Here is a 22108-nt window from a genome sequence, read left to right as displayed (position 1 = left end):
TACCGACGGGGGCCACCATCGCTCAGAGCAGGCCGCGGGCCTTGAGCGCGAGGTAGTGGTCGGCCAGCGCACCGGGCAGCCGCTCCGGCAGCTCGTCGACGACCGTCACGCCGAGGAGCCCGAGCGCGGCCGCCGTGCGGCGCCGCAGCGCCTCCGTGCGCTCCGCCGCGGCGGCGTCCCAGACCGCCTGGAGGGAGGAGACGTCCGCCCGGAGCGCCTCGAGCGCCGGGTCGGCCACCGAGGCCACGACAACCCGGTGGTGGGCGGTCAGCGTGGGCAGCACCGGCAGCAGACCCTCCTCCACCGCCGCCGGCTCCAGCGGGGTCAGCAGCACCACCAGCGCGCGGCGCCGGGCCAGCCCCGTGACGGCGCCCGCCAGGGTCGTCCAGTCGGCCTCGACCAGCACCGGCTCCAGCGGCGCCATGGCCGTCACGAGGCGGTGGAGCAGGGCGCTGCGGGTCGAGGCCCCGCCCGCCTGCGAGCCGACGCGTGCCCGCACGACGCGGTCGCCCGCCAGCAGGTCGACCCGGTCGCCGGCGTGCGCCGCCACGGCGGCCAGGAGGAGCGCGGCGTCCATGGCCGCGTCCAGCCGCGGCTCGTCGCCGACCCTGGCGGCGCTGGTCCGGGAGGTGTCCAGGACGATGACGACGCGGCGGTCGCGCTCGGGCTGCCAGGTGCGGACCACCACGTGCTGGCGTCGCGCCGTGGCCCGCCAGTCGATGGCCCGGACGTCGTCGCCGTCGACGTAGTCGCGCAGCGCGTCGAACTCCGTGCCCTGCCCGCGGGTGCGCACCGCGGAGCGCCCGTCCAGCTGGCGCAGCCGCTCCAGCCGGCTCGGCAGGTCGCGACGCGAGCGGAACGGCGGCAGCACGCGGACCACGCCGGGCACCAGGACGGTCCGCTGCCGACCGGCCAGGCCGAGGGGGCCGTGCACCCGGACCGTCACCCCCGCCGCCCGCCGGTCACCGCGACGCGTCGGGCGGAGCCTGGTCGTCACCGTGCGCCGTCCGCCCGCGGGCAGGTCGAGGGTATGCCGTGCGCCCTCCGCCCCCGCGGACGGCACCCACGCGTCGCGCAGCCGGCCCCGGAGGTGCCGCTCTCCCGTGCCGGTGAGCGTCAACGTCGTGGTGGTGGGCTCGCCCAGGCGGACCTGGGGGTCGGGCGACCGGGTCAGCTGCACCGACCGCGGCGAGGGCGTGAGCAGCAGGTCGACCGCCACGAGGGCCGCGACGCCGAGCAGCCACAGCAGCGCTACCGTGCCCGCCGCGGCCGGCCACAGCGCGACGGGGACCAGCCCCAGCAGCACCAGGGCGACGACGGGGCCACGCAGGACCATGCCGGTCAGCGGGGGACGTCGACGGAGGCCAGGACCGAGGACAGTACGGCTGCCGTGGTGACGCCCTCGAGCTCGGCCTCCGGGCGCAGGGACACCCGGTGACCCAGGGTCCCCGGGGCCAGTGCCTTGACGTCGTCGGGCGTGACGAAGTCGCGGCCGGACAGCCAGGCCCACGCCCGTGACGTCGCCAGCAGGGCGGTGGCGCCACGGGGGCTGACCCCGAGCTGCAGCGAGGGGGTGGCGCGGGTCGCGCGGGCGAGGTCCACGACATACCCGATGACCTCGGGGGAGACCTGCACGCGGCGCACGGCGGCCGCCCCGGCGGCGAGGTCGTCGACGGAGGCGACGGGGCGGACGCCGGCGGCGGCGAGGTCGCGCGGGTCGAAGCCGCGCGCGTGCCGGACGAGGACCTCGACCTCCTCGTCGCGGGGCGGGGGCGGCAGCACCACCTTGAGCAGGAAGCGGTCCAGCTGGGCCTCCGGCAGCGGGTAGGTGCCCTCGTACTCGACCGGGTTCTGGGTCGCGGCGACCAGGAACGGCGCGGGCAGCGCATGGCTGGTGCCGTCCACGGTGACCTGCCGCTCCTCCATCGCCTCGAGCAGGGCCGACTGCGTCTTCGGCGGTGTGCGGTTGATCTCGTCGGCGAGGAGCAGGTTGGTGAAGACCGGCCCGGGCCGGAAGGTGAAGTCGCTGCGGCCGGTGTCGTAGACCATCGAGCCGGTCACGTCGCCCGGCATGAGGTCGGGGGTGAACTGCACCCGGGTCGTGCGCAGGTCGAGCGCGGCGGCCAGCGCCCGGACCAGCAGCGTCTTGGCCACGCCGGGCACGCCCTCGAGCAGGATGTGACCGCCGGCCAGCAGGGCCACGAGCAGCCCGGAGACGGCCGGGCGCTGGCCCACCACCGCCTTGCCGACCTCGTCGGTCACGGCCTGGAGCGCCTCGCGCGCACGGGCGTCCCGGCCCGGGTCGGGAGCGTCGGACGAGGAGACGAGGTGGTCGGGGTGACCGGGGTCAGGCGTGGGCTGGGTCATCGGTGCAGTCCTTCCTCGAGGGAGCGCAGCTCCCGGGCGGTGGTCACGAAGTCGGTGTCGTCGGTCGCCGACGGATCGGTGAGCAGACGCGAGGCCTGGTCGCGCGGCCGGCCGGTGGCGGTGGCCACGGCGTCGACCAATGCCCCGGGATCGGCGGCGGGGGACAGGCCGAGGCGCGCGGCGGCCCGGTGCCGTGCGCCGGCCTGCAGTGCCGCGAGGGCGTGCGGCCGGTCACCGGCCTGCCGGTAGAGGCGCCCACGGCTCCGCGTCGTCTGCGCCGCGTGGACCACCGCGGGCAGCGGCTCCACGACGACGGGTCCGAGCCGCCGTCCCTGCCACAGCGCCAGCGCCAGCACCGCGGCACCGAGCAGGACGACGGCGGGGGTCGCGCTGCGCGGGAGGACGTCCCACAGCCCCTGCGGAGCGCCCTGGCCGGCGTCACCCGGCTGCGGCGTCACCCAGAGCAGCTCCGGGCTGGCCCCCAGCAGGCGCAGCCCCAGGGCCGCGTGGGCCGCCTCGGTGACACGACCGTTGGTCAGTGCGGAGGAGAAGCCGACGAGGCTGACCTCGGCGTGGTCGGTGGTGGCGGGGAAGGTGAGCAGCGCCCCGGCCCTCGCCCCGCCGACGTTGTGCCCGGGGCTCGGCGGGAAGCAGGCGACCGCCCCGGACGTCGCGGTCGAGTCCAGCTGCACGTCCCAGGCCACGACCTCGTCGCCGTCGCGCACGCGCGGGTCGGCACAGGCACCGGTCAGCCGGGCGCCCGTCGGCCAGGTGGTCCGCACGTCGAGCCCGAGCGCGGTCCCGAGGTCCTCCTGCGGCCCGGGGACGAGGACGACGAGCCGGTCGGCCTCGCGCGTCCGGTCGAGCAGCTGCGCCCCCGCCTCCGGCGTGAGGTATGCCGTGCCCGTCACCAGGACGGTGGTGCCCGGTGCCACCTGCTCGGGCAGGGCGGCCGTGCCGAGGACGGTGCGGACCGTGACCCCCTGGCTCTGGAGCACCCGGGCCAGGGCCTGACCCCCCTCGCGACCAGGGTTGTCCGGCGCGAGACGCTCGCCGGACCGCGTCCCCGCCAGCAGCGCGGCGACCAGACCCGCGGCGAGGACGAGGACCACCCAGGGCGCCCAGCGCCGCACCGCCCTCACCGCGGCGGCCCCGTCGGCGCTGGCAGCGGTCCGGTCGGAGCCGGCAGGCTCGTCGGCGCCGCCAGCGCCTCGTCGAGCGCGTGCACCTGCGCAACCTGCTCTGCGTCGGCGTGCCGTCCGCCGTAGCGCACCGCGTCGAAGCGGTCGGCCGCCACGCCCAGGTCGCCCGCGTGTGCGGGGAAGACCGCGGCGAGCCGGACCGCGACCTCGTGCGCCGTGCGAGCCGGTGCGGCGTCGAGAACGCTGCGTTCGTGGGCGGCCGCCGTCACGGCGCGGTAGCCGTCGAGCAGGGCGCTGTCGAGGTCTCCCGCGGTCGCCGAGGAGCGGGAGCGCTCGCGGTAGGCCGCCGCCGAGAGCTGGCCCTCGGCCCCGAAGACGCGGTCTCCCCGCGGCGCTCCCGTCAGCCCGGCCCGGCGCCACCGGTCGCGCGCGGCGAACCAGAGCAGCCCGGCCACGGCGGCCACCACCAGCGCGATGGCCACCCAGGAGGTCCAGGCGGGCAGCTGGCCGTCGAGGGAGAGGTCGGGGAGCCGGTCGCGCAGCCAGGTCAGGGCGCGGCGCACCCAGGACTCGCGCACGGCATACCCGGGCCGGTCCAGCTCGGCCTCGAGCCAGCTGCGGGCGCTGTCGCGGTCCGGGTCGACCGGGACCGCCGCCACGACCGGCATCTCAGCGGGCGCGGGCTGCCGCCCGGGCCTGCGCGGAGCCGATGAGCGTGACGTCGAGGCCCTCGCGACGGATGCGCTGGTCGAGGTAGACCAGCGCCGTGACCCCTGCCGAGAACGGGATCGCGAAGGCCTGGACGACGAGCTGCACGACGTGGTCGGTCAGCAGGACGACCGGGTGCGTGGAGGACAGCCCGCCCGAGATCCCGTCGAGGGCGAGGAACACCCCGATCGTCACGGGCAGCTGCACGGCCGTGGAGAAGATCGTGGTCAGGATGCCGGCCAGCAGGGTGATCCCGAACACCCGCCAGGCCTGCCGGCCCCTGGTCAGCGCCCACGAGCGTCGCAGCGCGCTCCACGGACCGGCCTTCTCGAGCACGACCGCCGCCGTCGTCAGCGACACCTTCGCGGAGAGCCAGCACACGAGCACGACCGCACCGAGACCCACCAGGACCAGCGCCACGACCAGTGCCGCCAACACCCCACCGGAGGCGGCGTCGATGGCCACGAACAGGCTGGCGACCGCGACGACGAGGGCGACGGTGGCCGCCACGAAGACGAGGGCGATGAGCAGCACCGCCCCGAGGAGAGCGGGGATCCGGCCGCGCACCGCAGCCCAGGTCTGGCCCAGGGTGACGCGGTCGCCGAGGACCGCCTCGCCCACGACATGGACGATCATGCCGGCCAGCGCGATCGAGGCCAGCCCGCCGAAGAGGACGCTCAGCATCGTCGTGAGCGCGGCAAGGTCCTCCTCGGCCAGGTCGACCGATCCCGTCAGCAGCACCGAGATCAGGTAGGAGGGAACGAGCAGTGCCGACAGCACGACGAGGGCCGTGCCGATCGTGGCGGCGGGGTTGCGCCGCATGGTCTGCAGAGCCCCGGCGAAGATGTCGCCGAGGAAGAGGGGACGCAGCGGCACGACGCCGGGCTGGTGCATGCGGGCCAGCTGCTCCGGCGGGAGGCTCTGCCAGGGGTATGCCGTGCCGCCGGGCGCGCCCTGGGGCGGCGGGAGCGGCATACCCGGGATGGGGGAGGGGGAGCCGGGCGGGGGGAGGGGCGGCGGCGCCGCGGTGGGTGCCCCAGGCGGCGGAAGGTCGGGGCGTGCCCCCTGGTCGTATGTCATCATCCCCTGCTCCTCATCTCGGTCCGGCGTCGAGGGTCGGTGCCCCGGGAGCCCCGGCCAGACCGCTCACCCGGCGCTCCGCCTCCGCGGCCGTCATCGGCTCCGCCCCCAACGCCTGCTGCGCGGCCACGATACCGGGCTCGGCGCGGCGCAGGACGTGCCCGCGGCGCCAGAGCGTCAGCGGCGACTTCCGGCGTTCGGCGAGATCACGGACGAGCCGCCGGCCGAAGGTGAGCCAGGGCCGGTTGCGGATGCACCACGCACCGGCCAGCAGGTCCCGCTCGCGCAGCAGCGAGATCGTGTGCGCGGCGAAGATCCCCTCGGCCACGACCACCGGGTGGTCGTCGGAGGTGACGAGGTGGTGTCCGGTGATGCGGGAGGTGGAGATGTCGTACAGCGGGACGTCGGTGCGCCCCGTCCGGCACAGCTGCTCGAGCGCCTCCACCGCGGCGTCGAGGTGCCAGGAGCGGACGTCGTCCCAGTCCGGCAGCCCCAGCGGGCTCATCGGCAGGACGGGGTCGCCGGCCTCGCGGTAGAAGTCGTCCAGCTGCATGAGCGGCCAGCCGTAGGTCGCGTGCAGTCGGCGCGCCAGCCGCGACTTGCCCGCGCCGCTGGGCCCGGCGAGCACGAGCACGCGCGTGCCCTGCCACGCCCCGCGTCCGGCTCCGTCCATGGAGGGAGAGTGTAGGCGGGCGGGGGGACATCCCTGAGCGGAGGAGCGGGGGTGACCTTCCCGTCTGAGAGGATCTGGCCCGTGAAGAACGGTCGCTCCCCCGCCCCCTCCGGCACGCCCCTGCGGGTCTACCGCACCCTGCCCGCCCGCGTCCTGGGGTGGGTGCTGGTCGCCGTCGCGGTGGCGCTCGCGGGGCTGACCCTCTGGGACGTGTTGACCGACCGTGCGGCGGGGCTGCTCGGGCCGGTCGCTCTGATCGTCGGGCTCGCGACCGCGGGCTGGGTGGTCTTCCTGCGCCCCTCCGCCGTCCTGTATGACGACGGTGTGCTGCTGCGCAACGTGGTGACCGACGTGGTGGTGCCCTTCGGGGCGATGCGGGAGGTCACGCACCAATGGGCCCTGGAGCTGACGGACGAGGCGGGCTCCAGGCACGCAGCCTGGGCGGTGCCGGTCCGGCGCGAGCTGGTGCGACGTCGGGCGATCGACGACTTCGCCGAGACGACGCGGCGGCGCGGCTACGAGGGCGTGACGGCCCAGGGCGCTGCGGACGAGGTGCAGCGGGCCCTGCAGCGCTGGCGCCTCGACGGCGGCGACCACGCGGCCGCCCCGACCGTGGCCACCCGCACGATCGCCTGGGCGCCCGTCGTGCTGGTCGTCCTCTCCGTGGCCCTCGGCGTCGCCACCCTCCTCCCCTGACACCCCCGGCCCACCCCGCCCACCCCACCCCACCGACTGGGTCAACCCCAGGACCGGTCGGCCGATGTGTGATCACCGGCAGGTGGTCGAGGGGTGATCTACCGGTACCGGTGCGGTATGGCCTGGCGTGACCTCCCGAGTCGTTCGGGCCGTGGCAAGACGGTATGGAAGCGGCACCGCCGCTTCAGCCAGGAGGCACCTGGGACAAGATCCACCAGGCGCTGCTTGCCCGGGCGACGGGGCCGGAGAGGAGTGGAGTGGAGTGGACGGTGAGCGTGGACTCCACGATCAATCGGGCCCACCAGCACGCCACCAACATGCCGTGGGAGAAACCAGCCGCCAAGGACGGCGACAGCGAGCAGGACCGGACGAGGCCTCGACGCTGACCGAGTTCCTCGGGCAAGTCAGGGGGGCTGAACCGAATCACAACAATCCTGGTCAGGACGGGTGGGCGGACCTGTACACCGCACCGGTCCACCCGCAACGTCGTCGAGCGGTCCTTCAACACCGTCAAGCAATGGCGCGGCCTGGCCACCCGCTACGACAAGCTCGCCATCGTCTACCGCGGAGCCGCCGTCCTACGCGCCATCACCATCTGGCTGAAGCATCTTGAGAGACACGCCCTAGTTGTGATCGAGATGTGGTACGTCTACGGCAAAAGTGGACGGCTCAGAGCGCGGTGAGCTCCTCCATCGCCGACCGCACGGCGGCCAGGCGCGCCTTCGCCTCCTGCCGCGCGTCCCCGAGACCCTCTACACCGCCCTGGACCGGCACGACCGCCTCCAGGTAGACCTTGAGCTTGGGCTCGGTCCCGCTCGGGCGCACGATCACGCGCGTCTGGTCCGCCAGGAGATAGCGCATGCCCTCGGTCGGTGGCAGGCCCTGCGCGCCCTCGGCCAGGTCCTCGGCCGAGGTGACGGCCACGCCGCCCAGCTCGGCCGGTGGTTCGCCCCGTAGGCGCGCCATGACCGGCGGGATGAGCGAGAGGTCGCTCACCCGCACCGAGAAGGCGTCCGTCTGGTGGACGCCGTGACGCACGGCCAGGTCGTCGAGGACGTCGAGCAGCGTGCGGCCCTCGACCTTCAGCCCGGCCGCCAGCTCGGCCACCAGCAGCGCCGCCGTGACGCCGTCCTTGTCCGGCACGGTGGCCGGGTCGACGCAGTAGCCGAGCGCCTCCTCGTAGCCGTAGGCGAGCCCCGGCACCCGCCCGATCCACTTGAAGCCCGTCAGTGTCTCCTGACCCTCCAGGCCGGCCTCCGCGGCCATGGCACCGAGCAGCCGGGAGGAGACGATCGAGCGCGCCAGCACGCGACGCGCGCCGGTGGCCCGGCCGCGTTCGATCACGTGCTGCCCGAGCAGTGCACCCACCTCGTCGCCGCGCAGCATCCGCCACACGCCGCCGTCCTGCACCGCCACCGCGCACCGGTCCGCGTCCGGATCGTTCGCGATGACCAGGTCCGGCCGCACCCGTGCCGCAAGCTCCAGGGCGGCGTCGATCGCGCCGGCCTCCTCGGGGTTGGGGAAGGCGACGGTCGGGAAGGCCGGGTCGGGCTCGGCCTGGCTGGCGACCACCTCTGGAGCGGGGAACCCGGCGCGCCCGAACGCCTCCAGCACCACGTCCGAGCCGACGCCGTGCAGGGCCGTGTGCACGACCGACAGGTCGCGCGACGAGCTCGGGTCGAGGACCGCGACCGCGGCGTCGAGGTAGGCCTCGAGCACCTCGTCGCCCAGCGTCTCCCAGCCGTCGTCGGCCCGGGCGACCGTCGAGGCGGCGCGCACCCGGTCGATCTGCGCCGAGATGTCGCTGTCCGCCGGCGGCACGATCTGCGAGCCGTCGCCGAGGTAGACCTTGTAGCCGTTGTCCTGCGGCGGGTTGTGGCTGGCCGTCACCATGACGCCGGCGTCCGCACCCAGCCAGGTCGTCGCGAACGCCAGCACCGGCGTCGGCAGCGGACGCGGCAGCACCATGGCCCGCCCGCCGGCCGCAACGACCACGGCTGCGGTGTCGCGCGCGAAGACGTCCGAGTTGTGGCGGGCGTCGAAGCCGACGACCACGACCGGTCCGCGCCGCTCGCCCGCGGCGTCGAGCTGATTCTGCAGGTATGCCGTGAGCCCGGCGGCCGTGCGGATCACCACGGCCCGGTTCATCCTGTTCGGCCCCGCCCCGAGGGCGCCCCGCAGGCCGGCCGTGCCGAACTCCAGGAAGCCGGAGAACCGGTCGGCAAGGTCGGTGAGCGCAGTCTCGTCGCCGGTCGCCGCGGCGTCGACGACCGCGGTGAGCTCGTCGCGGGTGAGCGGGTCGGGGTCGTCGCCGACCCAGGCGCGGGCCTCCTGCAGGAGGGCGTCGGAGCCGCCCGGGAGGGCGGCGTCGTGCGGGAAGGGCGACGTGGACGGCATACCGGAGCTCCTCAGATGCGCTCGACGATGGCGGCCAGCAGCCGACCGCAACGCTCCGCGGCGGCCTGACCGGCCTCGATGACGTCCTGGTGGTCGAGCGGGGCGTCGCTGATGCCGGCTGCGGGGTTGGTGACCAGGGAGATGCCGAGCACCTCCATGCCGGCCTCGCGCGCGGCGATCGCCTCGAGCGTGGTCGACATGCCGACGAGGTCGCCGCCGATGATCTTGGCCATCCGGACCTCGGCCGGCGTCTCGTAGTGGGGGCCGGGGAACTGCACGTAGACGCCCTCGTCGAGGCTCGCGTCGACGTCGCGGGCCAGCTCGCGCAGCCGGGGCGTGTAGAGGTCGGTGAGGTCGACGAAGGTCGCACCCTCCAGCGGCGAGGTGGCGGTGAGGTTGATGTGGTCGCTGATGAGCACGGGCGTGCCGGGTGCCCATTCCGGGCGCAGTCCGCCGCAGCCGTTGGTGAGCACGACGGTCCGGCAGCCGGCGGCCGCGGCGGTGCGGATCGCGTGGACGACGGCGCGCACGCCGCGGCCCTCGTAGAAGTGCGTGCGGGTGCCGTAGACGAGGACGCGAAGGCCGTCCGGGAGCGGGATCGAGCGCATCGTGCCGGAGTGTCCCTCGACCGCGGCGGCCGCGAAGCCCGGGACGTCGGTGTTGTCGATCTCGCAGTCGGCCCGGCCGAGGAGGTCGGCGGCCTGCTTCCACCCGCTGCCGAGCACCAGCGCGACGTCGTGACGGGCGGCGCCCGTGCGTTCGGCGATCACCTGCGCGGCTGCCTGGGCGACGGCGCGCGGGTCGGTGCGGGGGTCGGAGAGATCGGGAAGGACGTCGGTCACCGCACCTAGGGTAGTAGCGCTCACGAGGCAAGGGTGCCGAGATGGTTGGATAGGGGCCGTGAGTTCTGCAGACAGGTCGGTCGTCGTCATCGGTGGTGGCCCGGGTGGCTACGAGGCCGCGCTCGGCGCGGCGCAGCTGGGCGCGGAGGTCACGGTCGTCGAGCGGTCGGGTCTCGGCGGCGCGGCCGTGCTCACCGACTGCGTGCCGAGCAAGGCGCTGATCGCCACCGCCGACTTCATGGACCGCTTCAGCGCGGCCAAGCGGATCGGCGTGCACTTCGACGGTGCGGAGGTGCCGGCCGACCAGGGGGTCACCGCTCACATCGCGGACGTCAACGCCCGGATCATGGACCTGGCCCGTGCCCAGAGCCGCGACATCCACGAGCGCCTCGAGTCGATGGGTGTCGAGGTGGTGCAGGGCGCCGGCCGGCTCGCGGGGCCCGGCGTCGTCGAGGTCGTCGAGGGGGTGGGAGCGGTCGCCTCCGGCGAGGAGCCCGCACCGCACGGCCAGGACCGGGAGAAGGCCGTGGCGACTCGCCGGATCGACGCCGACGTCGTGCTGATCGCGACCGGCGCGCGCCCCCGGGTCATGGACACCGCCGTGCCCGACGGGGAGCGGATCCTGACCTGGCAGCACATCTGGAACCTCACCGAGCTGCCCGAGCACCTCGTCGTCATCGGCTCCGGCGTGACGGGTGCGGAGCTGGCCCACGCCTATCTCGGGCTCGGCTGCCAGGTCACGCTGATCTCCTCGCGCGACCGCGTGCTGCCGGGGGAGGACCCCGACGCCGCCAACGTGCTCGAGGAGGTCTTCCGTCGCCGGGGTATGACGGTCCTCAACCGTTCGCGCGCCGGGGCCGTCCGCCGTGAGGGTGACGGCGTCGTCGTGACCCTGGACGACGGGCGCGAGGTCACCGGCTCGCACGCGCTGCTGGCCGTCGGCTCGATCCCCAACACCACGGACATGGGTCTGGAGGAGGCGGGGGTCCGCCTGGGCAAGCGGGGGCACGTCGAGGTCGACCGCGTGTCCCGCACCAACGTCCCCGGCGTGTATGCCGCGGGAGACTGCACCGGCGTGCTGCCCCTCGCCTCGGTGGCCGGGATGCAGGGCCGGATCGCCGTGGCGCACGCGCTGGGCGACGCAGTGGCCCCGCTGTCGCTGGGCAAGGTCAGCTCCAACATCTTCACCGACCCCGAGATCGCCACGGTCGGCGCCAGCCAGGCCGACGTCGACGAGGGCCGCGTGGACGCCCGGGCCGTCATGCTGCCGCTGAGCAAGAACCCCCGCGCCAAGATGCAGAACACCTCCGACGGCTTCGTCAAGCTCTTCGCCCGCAGCGGCAGCGCGACGATCGTCGGCGGCGTCGTGGTCGGTCCTCGCGCCAGCGAGCTGATCTTCCCGATCGCCCTGGCCGTGGCCAACCGCCTCAACGTCGACCAGTTCTCCTCGACGTTCACGGTCTACCCCTCGATGAGCGGCTCCCTCGCCGAGGCCGCCCGCCAGCTCCACGAGATCGCCGACTAGACGCCCCACCGTGCTGAGTCGTTCACGGCAGCCGGACCTTCGGGCACACCGAGCCCCATTGACGCCTCCGGTGGGGTGAGAGCAACCACCTGACCTGCGCGGTGGGGGGTGATGGCGGTGGGGGTGACGGGGGAAGGGGCGGTCAGTCCTTGAGCTCGCAGAGGACGGCGCCGTTGGTCACCGTCGCACCCACGGAGGCGGAGAGGCCGGTGACGGTGCCGGCCTTGTGGGCCTTGATCGGCTGCTCCATCTTCATCGCCTCGAGCACGACCACGACGTCACCCTCGGCGACGGTCTGGCCCTCCTCGACGGCGATCTTGACGATGGTGCCCTGCATCGGCGCGGTCACGGCGTCGCCGGAGGCCGCGGCCCCGCCGCCACCACCGCGCGAGCGCTTCGGCGCCTTCTTGCGCGCACCCGCGCCGTTGCCGCCCGCAGCGGCACCGCCGCCGAGCGCGAGACCGGCCGGCAGCGACACCTCGAGGCGCTGGCCGCCGACCTCGACGACGACCTTCTGACGCTCGCTCTCCTCGGGGGCCGGGCCGTCGGCCGTCGGGCCGGAGTAGGCCTCGATCTGGTTGTCGAACTCGGTCTCGATCCACCGGGTGTGGACGGTGAACGGCTCGCCGCCCTCGGGCGCGAAGGCCGGGTCGGAGACGACGACCTGGTGGAAGGGGAGCACGGTCGGCATACCCTCGACCACGAGCTCGCCGAGCGCGCGGCGCGCGCGCTCCAGGGCCTGCTCGCGGTCGCGGCCGGTGACGATGAGCTTGGCGATCATCGAGTCGAACGCGCCGGCGACAGTGTCGCCCTCGACGATCCCCGAGTCCCAGCGCACGCCCGGTCCGTGGGGGACCACCATCCGGGAGACCGTCCCCGGCGCAGGCATGAAGTCGCGCCCCGCGTCCTCGCCGTTGATGCGGAACTCGAACGAGTGCGCGTGCGGGGCCGGGTCGTCAAACCCCAGCACCTCGCCGTCGGCGATGCGGAACTGCTCGCGCACGAGGTCGATGCCGGTGACCTCCTCGGTGACCGGGTGCTCGACCTGGAGACGGGTGTTGACCTCGAGGAAGGAGATCGTGCCGTCCCGGGCGACGAGGTACTCGCAGGTGCCGGCGCCGACGTAGCCCGCCTCCTTGAGGATGGCCTTGGACGCGCGGACGAGCTCAGCGTTCTGCTCCTCGGTCAGGAACGGGGCCGGCGCCTCCTCGACGAGCTTCTGGTTGCGGCGCTGGAGCGAGCAGTCACGGGTCGAGACGACGACGACGTTGCCGTGCTGGTCGGCGAGGCACTGCGTCTCGACGTGACGGGGCCGGTCGAGGAACTTCTCGACGAGGCACTCGCCGCGGCCGAAGGCCGTCACGGCCTCGCGCACCGCGGACTCGTACAGGTGCGGGATCTCCTCCATCGTGCGCGCGACCTTGAGGCCGCGACCGCCACCGCCGTAGACCGCCTTGATGGCGATCGGCAGCCCGAACTCCTCGGCGAGCGCGACGACCTCGTCGGCGTCCTTGACCGGGTCCTTGGTGCCCGGCGCCAGCGGGGCGCCCGCCTTGACGGCGATGTGCTTGGCCTTGGCCTTGTCACCGAGGGCGTCGATCGCGTCCGGGCCCGGGCCGATCCAGGTCAGCCCGGCGTCGATGACGGCCTGGGCGAAGTGGGCGTTCTCGGCGAGGAAGCCGTAGCCCGGGTGCACGGCGTCGGCGCCGGCCTGCCTGGCGATGTCGAGCAGCTTCTCCTGCACGAGGTAGGACTCGCCGGGCGTCGACCCGCCCAGGGCGTAGGCCTCGTCGGCCACCTTCACGTGCAGCGCGTCACGGTCGGGGTCGGCGTAGACCGCGACGGAGCCCAGACCTGCGTCCTTGCAGGCGCGGGCGATGCGGACGGCGATCTCGCCACGGTTGGCGATGAGGACCTTGCTGATCGGCATGGGGGACACACTAACGGCAGGGGTATGCCGTGCACGCGCACCGGGGCAGGCGCGCTCCGCGTCGCATCAGGCGAGCCGCTCGAGGTCCTCCTCGCACCGCTTCTCCAGCTCCTCGAGCTCGCGCAGGCCGTCCTGCACGTCGCGCAGCCGGCGCTGCAGCTCGGCGCGCCGCTCGCCGATCTGGGACAGCAGGTAGCGCAGCTGACCGGCCTCGCCGGGCTGGTCGTCATACATGTCCAGGATGGTCGCGACCTCCTCCAGCGGGAAGCCGAGCCGGCGCCCGCGCAGGATCAGCGCGAGCCGCGTCCGCTCGCGGCGGGAGTAGATCCGGCGCTGCCCCTCGCGCTCGGGGGAGAGCAGCCCCAGCTGCTCGTAGTGACGCAGCGCGCGGTGCGTCACGTCGAAGTCGTCGGCCATCTGGGCGATCGTCCAGGTGGTGTCGTCGGTCACGGGTTGTCCTAACGTCAAGTCACGGTGCCGCCCCATCGTGCTTGACGTTGACGCTCACGTCAAGCACGATGTGCACGTGTTCGAGCTGACCCAGGATCACGAAGACTTCCGCCGCGTCGTCCGCGACTTCGCCGAGGGCGAGATCGCGCCTCATGTCGAGCAGTGGGACCGCGAGTCGCACTTCCCCGTGCACCTCGTCCCGAAGATGGGCGAGCTGGGCCTGTTCGGGCTCGAGGCGCCCGAGGAGTTCGGCGGCGCCGGCATGGAGGGGGAGGGCTTCTCCTACCTGTGCGTGGCCATCGAGGAGCTCGGCCGCGTGGACCAGGCCATGGGCATCACCCTGGAGGCGGGCGTCGGTCTGGGCATCAACCCGATCCAGACCTACGGCACCCAGGAGCAGAAGGAGCAGTGGCTCCCCGACCTGCTGGCCGGCCGCGCGCTCGCCGGCTTCGGCCTGACCGAGCCGGAGGCCGGCTCCGACGCCGGCGCCACGAAGACCCGCGCCCGGCTCGAGGACGGCGAGTGGGTCGTCGACGGCGCCAAGGCCTTCATCACCAACTCGGGCACCGACATCACCTCGGTCGTCACCGTCACCGCCCGCACCGGCGAGACCGCCGACGGCAAGGCCGAGATCAGCGCGATCATCGTCCCGAACGGCACCCCCGGCTTCACCGTCGAGCCCGCCTACCGCAAGCTGGGCTGGCACATCTCCGACACCCACGGCCTCACCTTCGAGGGCGCCCGCGTCCCGGAGTCCAACCTGCTGGGCGAGCGCGGCCACGGCTTCAAGCAGTTCCTCAAGACCCTCGACGACGGCCGCATCGCCATCGCCGCGCTCGCGGTCGGCTGCCTGCAGCGGATGCTCGAGGAGACCACCCGCTACAGCCAGGAGCGGCTCGCCTTCGGCCGGCCGATCGCGGTCAACCAGGGCGTCTCCTTCCAGGTCGCCGACATCGCGCTCATGACCGAGGTCGCCCGCACGCTCACCTACAAGGCCGCCTGGCTCAAGGAGCAGCAGCACGCCGGAAAGCGCTCGGTCGCCGAGGTCAAGCAGGCCGCGGCCATGGCCAAGCTCTACTCCACCGAGGCCGCCGTCACCGCGACCCGGATGGCCACCCAGATCTTCGGCGGCAACGGCTTCATGGAGGAGTACCCCGTCGCCCGCTTCTACCGCGACGCCAAGATCCTCGAGATCGGCGAGGGCACCTCCGAGGTGCAGCGCATGCTCATCGCCCGCGGCCTCGGCCTGCCGGCCTGAGCCGCCCGGCCCCTGACAGGATGCCCGGTATGACGTCGTCGTCGCCCTCGAGCCCCACCCCCAGCACCAACCCCTTTCCCGACCCCCGGGTCGGTGACCTGCGGACCCGGCTGGAGTCGGCATACCAGGCCTCCGACGCGCCGCCGGAGAAGGCGAAGGCCAAGCTCGACAGCCAGGGCAAGATGTACGTCCGCGACCGGATCGCGCTCCTCTTCGACGAGGGGACGTTCGTCGAGGACGGGCGCTACGCCAACGCGACCGCGCAGGGGCTGCCCGCGGACGGCGTCGTCACCGGGCGCGGCGAGGTGGACGGGCGGCCGGCGATCGTCGTCGCCAACGACCCGACCGTCAAGGCCGGTTCGTGGGGCGCGCGGACGGTCGAGAAGATCATCCGGGCCACCGAGGCCGCGCTGCGCGAGGAGCTGCCGGTCTTCTGGTTCGTCGACTCCGCCGGCGCGCGGATCACCGACCAGGTCGACCTCTTCCCGGGGCGCCGCGGCGCAGGACGGATCTTCCACAACCAGGTCGCGCTGTCGGGCAAGGTCCCGCAGATCTGCTGCCTCTTCGGGCCCAGCGCGGCCGGCGGCGCCTACATCCCGAGCTTCACCGACGTCATCATCATGGTCGAGGGCAATGCGTCGATGTACCTCGGCAGCCCGCGTATGGCCGAGATGGTCGTGGGGGAGAAGGTGAGCCTGGAGGAGATGGGCGGTGCCCGGATGCACTGCACCGTCTCCGGCGTCGGCGACCTGCTCGCGGCCGACGACGAGGAGGCCATCGACCTCGCCAAGCACCTCTTCTCCTACCTGCCGGAGACCTGGCACGACCCGGTGCCCAGCTACGCGCCGGAGGCGCCGGCCGGCCCGCTGGACCGCGACACCGTGCCCGAGGCGGAGTCGGTGCCCTTCGACGTGCACGACGTCATCGAGGGGCTGGTCGACGCCGACAGCTTCTTCGAGATCAAGCCGCTCTTCGCGGCAGAGCTGGTCGTGGGCCTAGGGCGGATCGAGGGGCAGACGGTCGGGATCCTGGCCAACAACTCCGCGGTCAAGGGCGGCGTGCTCTTCACCGACTCCGCCGACAAGGCCGCTCGCTTCATCTGGCTGTGCGACGCCTACGGCATCCCGCTGCTCTACCTGGCCGACGTGCCCGGCTTCATGATCGGCAGCGAGGTCGAGCGCGGCGGCATCATCCGGCACGGGGCGAAGATGGTCTCGGCGGTGTCCGAGGCGACCGTCCCGCAGCTGTGCGTGGTGGTCCGCAAGGCCTACGGCGCCGGGCTCTACGCGATGGGTGGCCCGGGTTTCGGCCCCGAGGCGACGATCGCCCTGCCGACCGCACGGATCGCGGTGATGGGTCCGGAGGCGGCGGTCAACGCGGTCTTCGCCAACAAGATCGCCGAGATCGAGGACCCGACCCAGCAGGCCGCCTTCGTCGAGGCGCGCCGGGCCGAGTATATGGAGGACGTCGACCTCGAGCGCCTCGCCGCCGACCTGGTGATCGATGCGATCGTCGAGCCGGAGGACCTGCGCGAGGAGATCGTCCGACGCTTCCGGTATGCCGCTCGCCGCGACCGTCACTTCTCCACCCGGCACCGTCCTATCCCGCCCGTGTGAGATCGGGGCGTCCGCGATGCTCCGTTAGAGTGGGCCGCGGTCGCGACGTGGAGGGGATCCGCAGATGGTTCGGGGTATGGCGTCCGTGCTGGCGTGCGCGCTGGTGCTCACCGGTTGCACTGGAGGTGGGCAGGAGCCCGCCCCGCACGAGGTGGCGGCGGTCTCGGCACCTCCGGCCGACGCCGGCGCGACGACGACCGGCGCGCCCCAAGGGGACGCCGCCGGCGACCCGCTCACCCGCTGGCTGACGCCCGTTGAGCTGACGGACTCGCCTCGCGCGCTGACCGCGCTCGAGCGCTCGATGCTGTTCGAGCCCGGCCCGTTCGCCAAGCGGGCCGCCACCCCGGCCGAAGCGCTCCTGAGCGACGCCGAGCGTGAGCAGGCCGCCGCGGCAGCGGCCGCCCTGGAGCCGCAGACCGAGGAGGAGTGGATCGGCGCCGTGCTCGCGCAGGTCCACGGCGCCTACGCCGACGACGTGCGCGACACCGTCTTCTTCGACACGAGCACCGGTGACGGCTCGGCTGCGCCGACATCCGGCCTGTCCCCGGTGCAGGACGTCGGCACCAACCACTACGCGCTCGTCCTCGATGCGAGCGGCTCGATGGCGGCCGCCGGCTCGACCGGGACGCGGATGGAGGAGGCCAAGACCTCGATCGAGCGGTTCGTCCAGCAGCTGCCCGACGGCAGCAGCATCTCTTTGCGGATCTACGGGCACGAGGGCAGCAACGACGAGGAAGGCAAGGAGGAGTCCTGTGCCTCCAGCGAGGTGGTCTTCGAGGGCGAGAGCTCAGACCGTGCGCGGCTCACGCGCGCCCTGAGCGGCGTCGTCCCGGTGGGCTACACGCCACTGGCCACGGCCATCGGCGACGCGCGAGCCGACATCCCCGCCGAGGCGACCGACAGCATCGTCTACGTCGTCACCGACGGTCTGGAGACCTGCGGGGGCGACCCGGTAGCGGCGGCGCGGGCGCTGGCCGGCACGGAGGTGCGGCCGGTCGTCAACGTGATCGGCTTCCGGACGGGCGACGCCGACCAGGCTGCGCTCGCGGCCATCGCCGGGGCTGGTGGCGGGGAGTTCACCGCTGCCGGGTCCGGCGCGGAGCTCGAGGCCTACTGGGCGGAGGAACGTCGGCGGCTGGAGGCGGCCTGGGCAGCGTGGCGCCAGGAGGAGGCGAGCCGCATCACGGAGGTGGGCGAGGACAACAAGATCTCGGCCAACGTCATCGGCGAGCGGATCAAGACGACGTCCACCGTGGAGTCGCAGGCCGGCAAGGACGTGGCTCGTCAGCTGGAGACCGAGGGCCTGATCGATGCTGAGACGTCGTCGGCCATCTGGAGCTGGTTCGACGACCGCAGCACACCGATCTGGAACTACGGCAACGACACGGCCTCGGAGAACTGGGTCGCCTCCGACGACCAGGCGGATGCCGACAGGGCAGCGGTCTACGAGCAGGCCGACCGCAGCTGGAGCGAGTACTACCGCGGCGAGGACGACTAGGCCCGGCCGCGCCGCCACCGACCGAGCAGGTGCACCAGCCCCGTCCGGCGCGCAGCGCCCCGCAGCGGCGAGGCGAGGTTGGCGCCGACGGCGACGCCCAGGGCGAGCGCGACGACCACCAGGGTGACCTCCCAGACGGCGCCGGCCGCCACCGCGGGGGAGATGTCGGCCTGCGCGACGGAGATCAGCCCCAGCGACCCGGGGACCAGCAGCCAGAAGCTGGGCAGGAAGGCCACGGCACGGGGCAGCTCCGGGCGGACGAACTCCACGAGTGACGCCGCCAGGCCGGCGACGAGGGCACCGACGAAGGCGCCGGCCCACCGCATACCCAGGACCTCCTGTCCGACGGCCTGGGCGAGGTAGGTGGCCAGCACCGTGAGCAGCACCCAGGGGACGACGTGCGGCGGCAGGGACTCCATGAGCGAGATGGCGACCGTGACCACGACGACGCCGAGCAGGGGTGCCCACCAGCCCAGCCCCACGGGCCGGGCCGGGTCCAGCAGCGCGGCGTCGACGCGCAGGAGGCCCGCCGCACCGCCGACGCCGAGGGCGAAGAGCAGCATCTGCAGGGTGCCGTGGGCCAGTCTCCCGGTGCCCGCCACCATCGAGCCTGCGGCGAGCTCCGTGAGACCGGTGACGATGGTGGCCCCGGGCAGGATGACCGCGATCGGCGCGACGAGGGTCCACAGCGGCGCCTCCACCCACCCGGCCGAGGCGGCCGTGAACGCCGCGACCGACGTGGCGAACGACGCGGCGAGCGGGACGAGCGTGCGGACCGCGCGGCTGCTCCTGGAGAGGAGCAAGAGGAGCACGGTGACCGGCGCCAGGACCGCCGCGAAGAGGACCGAGCTCCCCACGGGCGTCAGGATGAGCGCGATGCCGACCGCGGAGAGCACGACACCGACCGGGAGGCCGACCCGGGTGTAGCGGTGCGGCTGGGCCCGCAGCGTCGCCAGCCGGGCGAGCGCCTCGTCGGCGGTGGTGCGGCCGGCGCGGAGCCCGGCGACGAGACTCGCGACGTCGGCGACCTGGTCGAGGCGTATGCCGCCCTCGACGCGCTCGAGAGCGGTCGCGCGCCCGGGGGCGAGGGCGACCATCACCCCCGTGGGCATGCAGGTGACCTGCGCGTTGGGGTGACCCAGGGCTCGCGCGACCTCGCGCACGTCGTCCTCGGCCTCGTGCACCGGCGACCCGCCGGCCAACATCCCCGCGCCGAGCCAGGCGAGGAGCCGCCGGTCGCGGTCCTCGGCCGTCTCGGTCGTGCGCGCGGGCTCGGTCACGGCATCCATTGTGACGTCCTCCCCGGCACGTTCTCGGACACGGTCTGCTCATACGGCCTCGAGACAGCCGGACGCTGGGCGCGTCTCGCTGGGGAGGGCCGTCGGCCACCGGTGGGTAGCATGGGCGGCATGCCGATCCTCGGGAAAAGTCTTGCCACGTGGCGGACAGCGTGGCGACAGCGCGAGGTGATGGACACCTACATCTTCCCCGTGGACGGCCCCGGCCCAGCGGCTGACCCGGCCCGCAGCCTGGTGGATGCCACGGCCACCCTCCTGGAGCGTATGCGTCGTGACTACCCGGAGGACCTGACTCAACGCAAGTACGCCTTGCTGGTCAAGCGCCTGAAACATCCCGCAGATCGCACTCTGGTCATCCTCGACGAGGCGGGGGAGCCCTGCGGCTACTGCCACCTCACCTACGGGGACACGGAGAACGCCCGGATCGGGCTGCGGGTGCCGGTGTCGGCGCAGCAAGGGTACTTCTGGGACGACCACGTCTTCGTCACCCACCGGCGCCGCGGCCTGCACGCCTACTCGATCGCGCGGCGGCTGGAGCTGCTGGCAGCCGACGGCCGCACCGAAGGTCTCACGATGATCTCGCGCGGGAACACCGCGTCCCGTGCCTCCTACGCCGCCTTCGGAGCGGGCCGGACCAGGCAGCATCTGGTCCTGCGGAAGGTCAGGCGCACGATCTCGTTGCCCGCCTGGATCTGGATGCCCCCCGCGTGATCGAGACGGTGATCTGCAGCACGACCGAAGAGCTCGCGCAGCTGCGGGACGAGTGGGAAGCGCTAGAGACGCCGGACGGTGCGTACTACACGACGCACCGCTTCGTGAGCGCATGGTGGGGAAGCTACCAGGACGCGCCGGGCTACCGCCTGCACGTCGTCGTGGTCCGTCAGGACGGTCGAGCCGTCGGGATCGCGCCCTTCGCCTTCCGTCCGGAGGAGCGCGACGGTCGGACGGTCGACGTGCTGCGCTGGGCCAGTCACGGCGACTACATGTGCGTCCTGGTGGCTCACGACGCAGCCGCAGCGGCGCCCGCGACCGTCATGGCCAGGGTGCTCGACGAGCTCCAGCGGATCATCGACGACGGTGAGGCCTTCAGCGTCCATCTGCCGAGCGTCCAGTCCGAGTCGGACTTCGCGTGGCACGTGCGGACCTCGCAGCGCTACCACCAGAAGCTGACCTTCCTCATCGAGAACCCCTACATCGACCTGCGGCGTCCGCGCACCGTCCCGTCGCACGCACGGAAGTACCGCAACCAGTTCCTGCGTGACCGCGAGGCGTCCTTCACAGTGTTCCGCGGTGATGAGCACGGCATCCTCGAGCGCATCGCGGAGGTCCACCGTGCCGAGAAGGAGCATCTCGTCGAGGCGCGTTCGCGCACCGAGCGTCACTCCTTGTACGAGGATGACCGCCGGGTCGAGCACCTGCGCCGGGTCTTTCACGACACCGACGACACCCTGACCTTCGCCTTCCACGAAGGAGATGCGGCAACGGGACGTGTGCTCGCCTACCGGACCGTCTTTCGGCACGGACGCAGGCTCTTCTCATGGAACAGCGCCTACCTGCCCGAGATGGAGCGCTACCGGATGGGCAAGGTGCTGCAGCTGCAGATCGTCGAGCATCTTGAGGCGAGCGAGCTGACGGACGAGATCGACGAGTTCGATCTGGGCGCGGGCAAATACCCCTGGAAGTTCGAGTGGACCCCGCTGCACCGTCCCACCTATCGCTTCCTGCTCAAGCCTGGGACTCCGAAGACGCCGACCATCACGAAGCCGACCACCATGAAGCCGATCACCATGAAGCCGGAGTCAGAGCAGCCGATGAAGAGCCAACCGTCAGCCCCCGTGCCCTCACGTCTGCCTCTGTGGCGCAGAGCCGCCCGCCGGGGTGTGCGGGAGACGCTCGCGAGACTCCCGGAGCGTCACGCGGACACGGTGCGGCGGATCGTCCGCACCCGACGCCCGCGCCGCGGGACCGTGGTGTGGTACGTCCCGCACGCGGACGACGAATCGATTTTCATGGGAGGTGCGATCGCCTCCGAGAGGGGCCGCCGCAACATCGTCGTCCTCCTGACCCGCGGTGACGCCTCGCAGGCCATCGCTGGCGTCGGCGCCAAACTGGGACGTGCGCTGAGCGTCGACGAGTTCGTCGCCGCCCGCGACCTGGAGTTCCGGGCCGCGCTGAGCCACCTCGGTGTCCGCGAGCAGGACGTCGTCCGTGCGAACCTGCCTGATGGTGCGCTGACGGCCGAGCTGGTGCTGGAGGTGGTGCGCAGGCAGGCGCGGCGGCACCCGGGAGCCTCTCACCGCACGATGAGCTACCTCGACGTGCACGCCGACCACGCCGCCGCGGGCCGCGCGCTGCGCCTCGCCCACGCAGAAGGCCTGGTCCGCGACGCCCGGTTCTACCTTCCCGTGCCGCAGGTCGTCGACGAGCGCGCTGCCCGGGTGGAGCTCGACCCGACGGCGATCAAGGCCAAGGCCGCCGCGCTGAGGGAGTACCAGCAGTGGCGACCGGAGGAGGGCCGCCTGGCGGTGGGGTGGCGCAGTGTCGCCGACCTCATCGTCTTCCACCGCAGGACGCCGCACGAGCGGGTGCACGGGCCGGATCTGGACTGACCGGCACCCGCGAGCACCA

The 22108-nt window shown here is 73.2% G+C and carries 19 protein-coding genes; 8 read left to right on the top strand and 11 right to left on the bottom strand.

Annotation, left to right across the window (positions count from 1 at the left end):
* Positions 1–22 precede the first annotated feature (22 nt).
* The 6 genes from IEV65_RS09510 to IEV65_RS09485 are packed head-to-tail and all read right to left on the bottom strand — an operon-like array spanning position 23 to position 5970.
* The gene (locus tag IEV65_RS09510) at positions 23–1336 is read right to left on the bottom strand and encodes a DUF58 domain-containing protein (protein WP_188430168.1); all 1314 of its coding nucleotides are present in this window, start codon (positions 1334–1336) and stop codon (positions 23–25) included.
* Between the two features lie 5 nt (positions 1337–1341).
* Positions 1342–2367 carry an AAA family ATPase gene (locus IEV65_RS09505; protein ID WP_188430167.1) on the bottom strand — a complete coding sequence of 342 codons (1026 nt, stop codon included), beginning with the start codon at positions 2365–2367 and terminating at the stop codon, positions 1342–1344.
* A complete protein-coding gene (locus IEV65_RS09500) occupies positions 2364–3500 on the bottom strand; it encodes a DUF4350 domain-containing protein (protein WP_188430166.1) in 1137 nt (378 codons plus the stop codon). Before IEV65_RS09500 ends, IEV65_RS09505 begins: the two co-directional genes overlap by 4 nt.
* Before the next feature lie 5 nt (positions 3501–3505).
* Positions 3506–4168, bottom strand: a complete 663-nt coding sequence (locus IEV65_RS09495; RefSeq protein ID WP_188430165.1) for a DUF4129 domain-containing protein — start codon at positions 4166–4168, stop codon at positions 3506–3508.
* A gap of 10 nt (positions 4169–4178) precedes the next feature.
* Positions 4179–5300, bottom strand: coding sequence for a DUF7847 domain-containing protein (locus IEV65_RS09490; RefSeq protein ID WP_188430164.1), 1122 nt, complete (start codon positions 5298–5300; stop codon positions 4179–4181).
* A gap of 10 nt (positions 5301–5310) precedes the next feature.
* The gene (locus IEV65_RS09485; protein ID WP_188430163.1) at positions 5311–5970 is read right to left on the bottom strand and encodes a uridine kinase family protein; all 660 of its coding nucleotides are present in this window, start codon (positions 5968–5970) and stop codon (positions 5311–5313) included.
* A gap of 81 nt (positions 5971–6051) precedes the next feature.
* On the opposite strand from IEV65_RS09485, the gene IEV65_RS09480 reads away from it, so the two are divergent.
* Both IEV65_RS09480 and IEV65_RS15655 read left to right on the top strand, forming a co-directional pair.
* Positions 6052–6666: a hypothetical protein gene (locus tag IEV65_RS09480; protein WP_188430161.1), complete on the top strand. Its 615-nt coding sequence runs from the start codon at positions 6052–6054 to the stop codon at positions 6664–6666.
* Between the two features lie 93 nt (positions 6667–6759).
* Positions 6760–6939, top strand: a complete 180-nt coding sequence (locus tag IEV65_RS15655) for a hypothetical protein (RefSeq protein WP_371870164.1) — start codon at positions 6760–6762, stop codon at positions 6937–6939.
* Positions 6940–7335: 396 nt separating this feature from the next.
* On the opposite strand, the gene IEV65_RS09465 is transcribed toward IEV65_RS15655, so the two are convergent.
* Complete coding sequence (locus tag IEV65_RS09465; protein ID WP_188430157.1) at positions 7336–9063, bottom strand: phospho-sugar mutase; 1728 nt, start codon at positions 9061–9063, stop codon at positions 7336–7338.
* A gap of 11 nt (positions 9064–9074) precedes the next feature.
* Complete coding sequence (locus IEV65_RS09460) at positions 9075–9905, bottom strand: purine-nucleoside phosphorylase (RefSeq protein ID WP_229735118.1); 831 nt, start codon at positions 9903–9905, stop codon at positions 9075–9077.
* 58 nt (positions 9906–9963) lie between these two features.
* On the opposite strand from IEV65_RS09460, the gene IEV65_RS09455 reads away from it, so the two are divergent.
* Complete coding sequence (locus IEV65_RS09455; protein WP_188430154.1) at positions 9964–11430, top strand: NAD(P)H-quinone dehydrogenase; 1467 nt, start codon at positions 9964–9966, stop codon at positions 11428–11430.
* A gap of 142 nt (positions 11431–11572) precedes the next feature.
* Here the strand turns inward: IEV65_RS09455 and IEV65_RS09450 are convergent, their stop codons facing one another.
* A complete protein-coding gene (locus tag IEV65_RS09450) occupies positions 11573–13360 on the bottom strand; it encodes an acetyl/propionyl/methylcrotonyl-CoA carboxylase subunit alpha (protein WP_188430152.1) in 1788 nt (595 codons plus the stop codon).
* Positions 13361–13426: 66 nt separating this feature from the next.
* Complete coding sequence (locus tag IEV65_RS09445) at positions 13427–13810, bottom strand: MerR family transcriptional regulator (protein ID WP_308642568.1); 384 nt, start codon at positions 13808–13810, stop codon at positions 13427–13429.
* A gap of 76 nt (positions 13811–13886) precedes the next feature.
* On the opposite strand from IEV65_RS09445, the gene IEV65_RS09440 reads away from it, so the two are divergent.
* From IEV65_RS09440 to IEV65_RS09430, 3 genes are all read left to right on the top strand, one after another.
* The gene (locus IEV65_RS09440; protein WP_188430147.1) at positions 13887–15068 is read left to right on the top strand and encodes an acyl-CoA dehydrogenase family protein; all 1182 of its coding nucleotides are present in this window, start codon (positions 13887–13889) and stop codon (positions 15066–15068) included.
* Between the two features lie 29 nt (positions 15069–15097).
* Positions 15098–16684, top strand: coding sequence for an acyl-CoA carboxylase subunit beta (locus tag IEV65_RS09435; RefSeq protein ID WP_229735117.1), 1587 nt, complete (start codon positions 15098–15100; stop codon positions 16682–16684).
* Between the two features lie 76 nt (positions 16685–16760).
* Positions 16761–18182: a VWA domain-containing protein gene (locus IEV65_RS09430; RefSeq protein ID WP_188430144.1), complete on the top strand. Its 1422-nt coding sequence runs from the start codon at positions 16761–16763 to the stop codon at positions 18180–18182.
* On the opposite strand, the gene IEV65_RS09425 is transcribed toward IEV65_RS09430, so the two are convergent.
* Positions 18179–19462: a threonine/serine exporter family protein gene (locus IEV65_RS09425; RefSeq protein WP_188430142.1), complete on the bottom strand. Its 1284-nt coding sequence runs from the start codon at positions 19460–19462 to the stop codon at positions 18179–18181. The genes IEV65_RS09430 and IEV65_RS09425 overlap by 4 nt on opposite strands.
* Before the next feature lie 129 nt (positions 19463–19591).
* Here IEV65_RS09425 and IEV65_RS09420 point away from each other — a divergent pair, with 129 nt between their 5' ends.
* Together IEV65_RS09420 and IEV65_RS09415 are read left to right on the top strand one after the other, a co-directional pair.
* Positions 19592–20191: a hypothetical protein gene (locus tag IEV65_RS09420; RefSeq protein WP_188430140.1), complete on the top strand. Its 600-nt coding sequence runs from the start codon at positions 19592–19594 to the stop codon at positions 20189–20191.
* Complete coding sequence (locus tag IEV65_RS09415; RefSeq protein WP_188430138.1) at positions 20188–22089, top strand: GNAT family N-acetyltransferase; 1902 nt, start codon at positions 20188–20190, stop codon at positions 22087–22089. The genes IEV65_RS09420 and IEV65_RS09415 overlap by 4 nt, the downstream gene beginning before the upstream one ends.
* The last annotated feature ends 19 nt before the right edge of the window (positions 22090–22108 follow it).

The organism is Ornithinimicrobium tianjinense (assembly GCF_014636495.1).
Classification (GTDB): domain Bacteria; phylum Actinomycetota; class Actinomycetes; order Actinomycetales; family Dermatophilaceae; genus Ornithinicoccus; species Ornithinicoccus tianjinensis.
Note: the sequence above shows the minus strand (reverse complement) of the source record. Positions and strands in the feature narration are given on the sequence as shown.

Excerpts from the sequence above, each read along its gene's own strand:
- IEV65_RS09420 (WP_188430140.1), top strand. The coding sequence starts at position 19,592 with ATGCCGATCCTCGGGAAAAGTCTTGCCACGTGGCGGACAGCGTGGCGA.
- IEV65_RS09510 (WP_188430168.1), bottom strand. The coding sequence starts at position 1,336 with ATGGTCCTGCGTGGCCCCGTCGTCGCCCTGGTGCTGCTGGGGCTGGTC.
- IEV65_RS09450 (WP_188430152.1), bottom strand. The coding sequence starts at position 13,360 with ATGCCGATCAGCAAGGTCCTCATCGCCAACCGTGGCGAGATCGCCGTC.
- IEV65_RS09435 (WP_229735117.1), top strand. The coding sequence starts at position 15,098 with ATGACGTCGTCGTCGCCCTCGAGCCCCACCCCCAGCACCAACCCCTTT.
- IEV65_RS09485 (WP_188430163.1), bottom strand. The coding sequence starts at position 5,970 with ATGGACGGAGCCGGACGCGGGGCGTGGCAGGGCACGCGCGTGCTCGTG.
- IEV65_RS09490 (WP_188430164.1), bottom strand. The coding sequence starts at position 5,300 with ATGATGACATACGACCAGGGGGCACGCCCCGACCTTCCGCCGCCTGGG.
- IEV65_RS09505 (WP_188430167.1), bottom strand. The coding sequence starts at position 2,367 with ATGACCCAGCCCACGCCTGACCCCGGTCACCCCGACCACCTCGTCTCC.
- IEV65_RS09465 (WP_188430157.1), bottom strand. The coding sequence starts at position 9,063 with ATGCCGTCCACGTCGCCCTTCCCGCACGACGCCGCCCTCCCGGGCGGC.
- IEV65_RS09430 (WP_188430144.1), top strand. The coding sequence starts at position 16,761 with ATGGCGTCCGTGCTGGCGTGCGCGCTGGTGCTCACCGGTTGCACTGGA.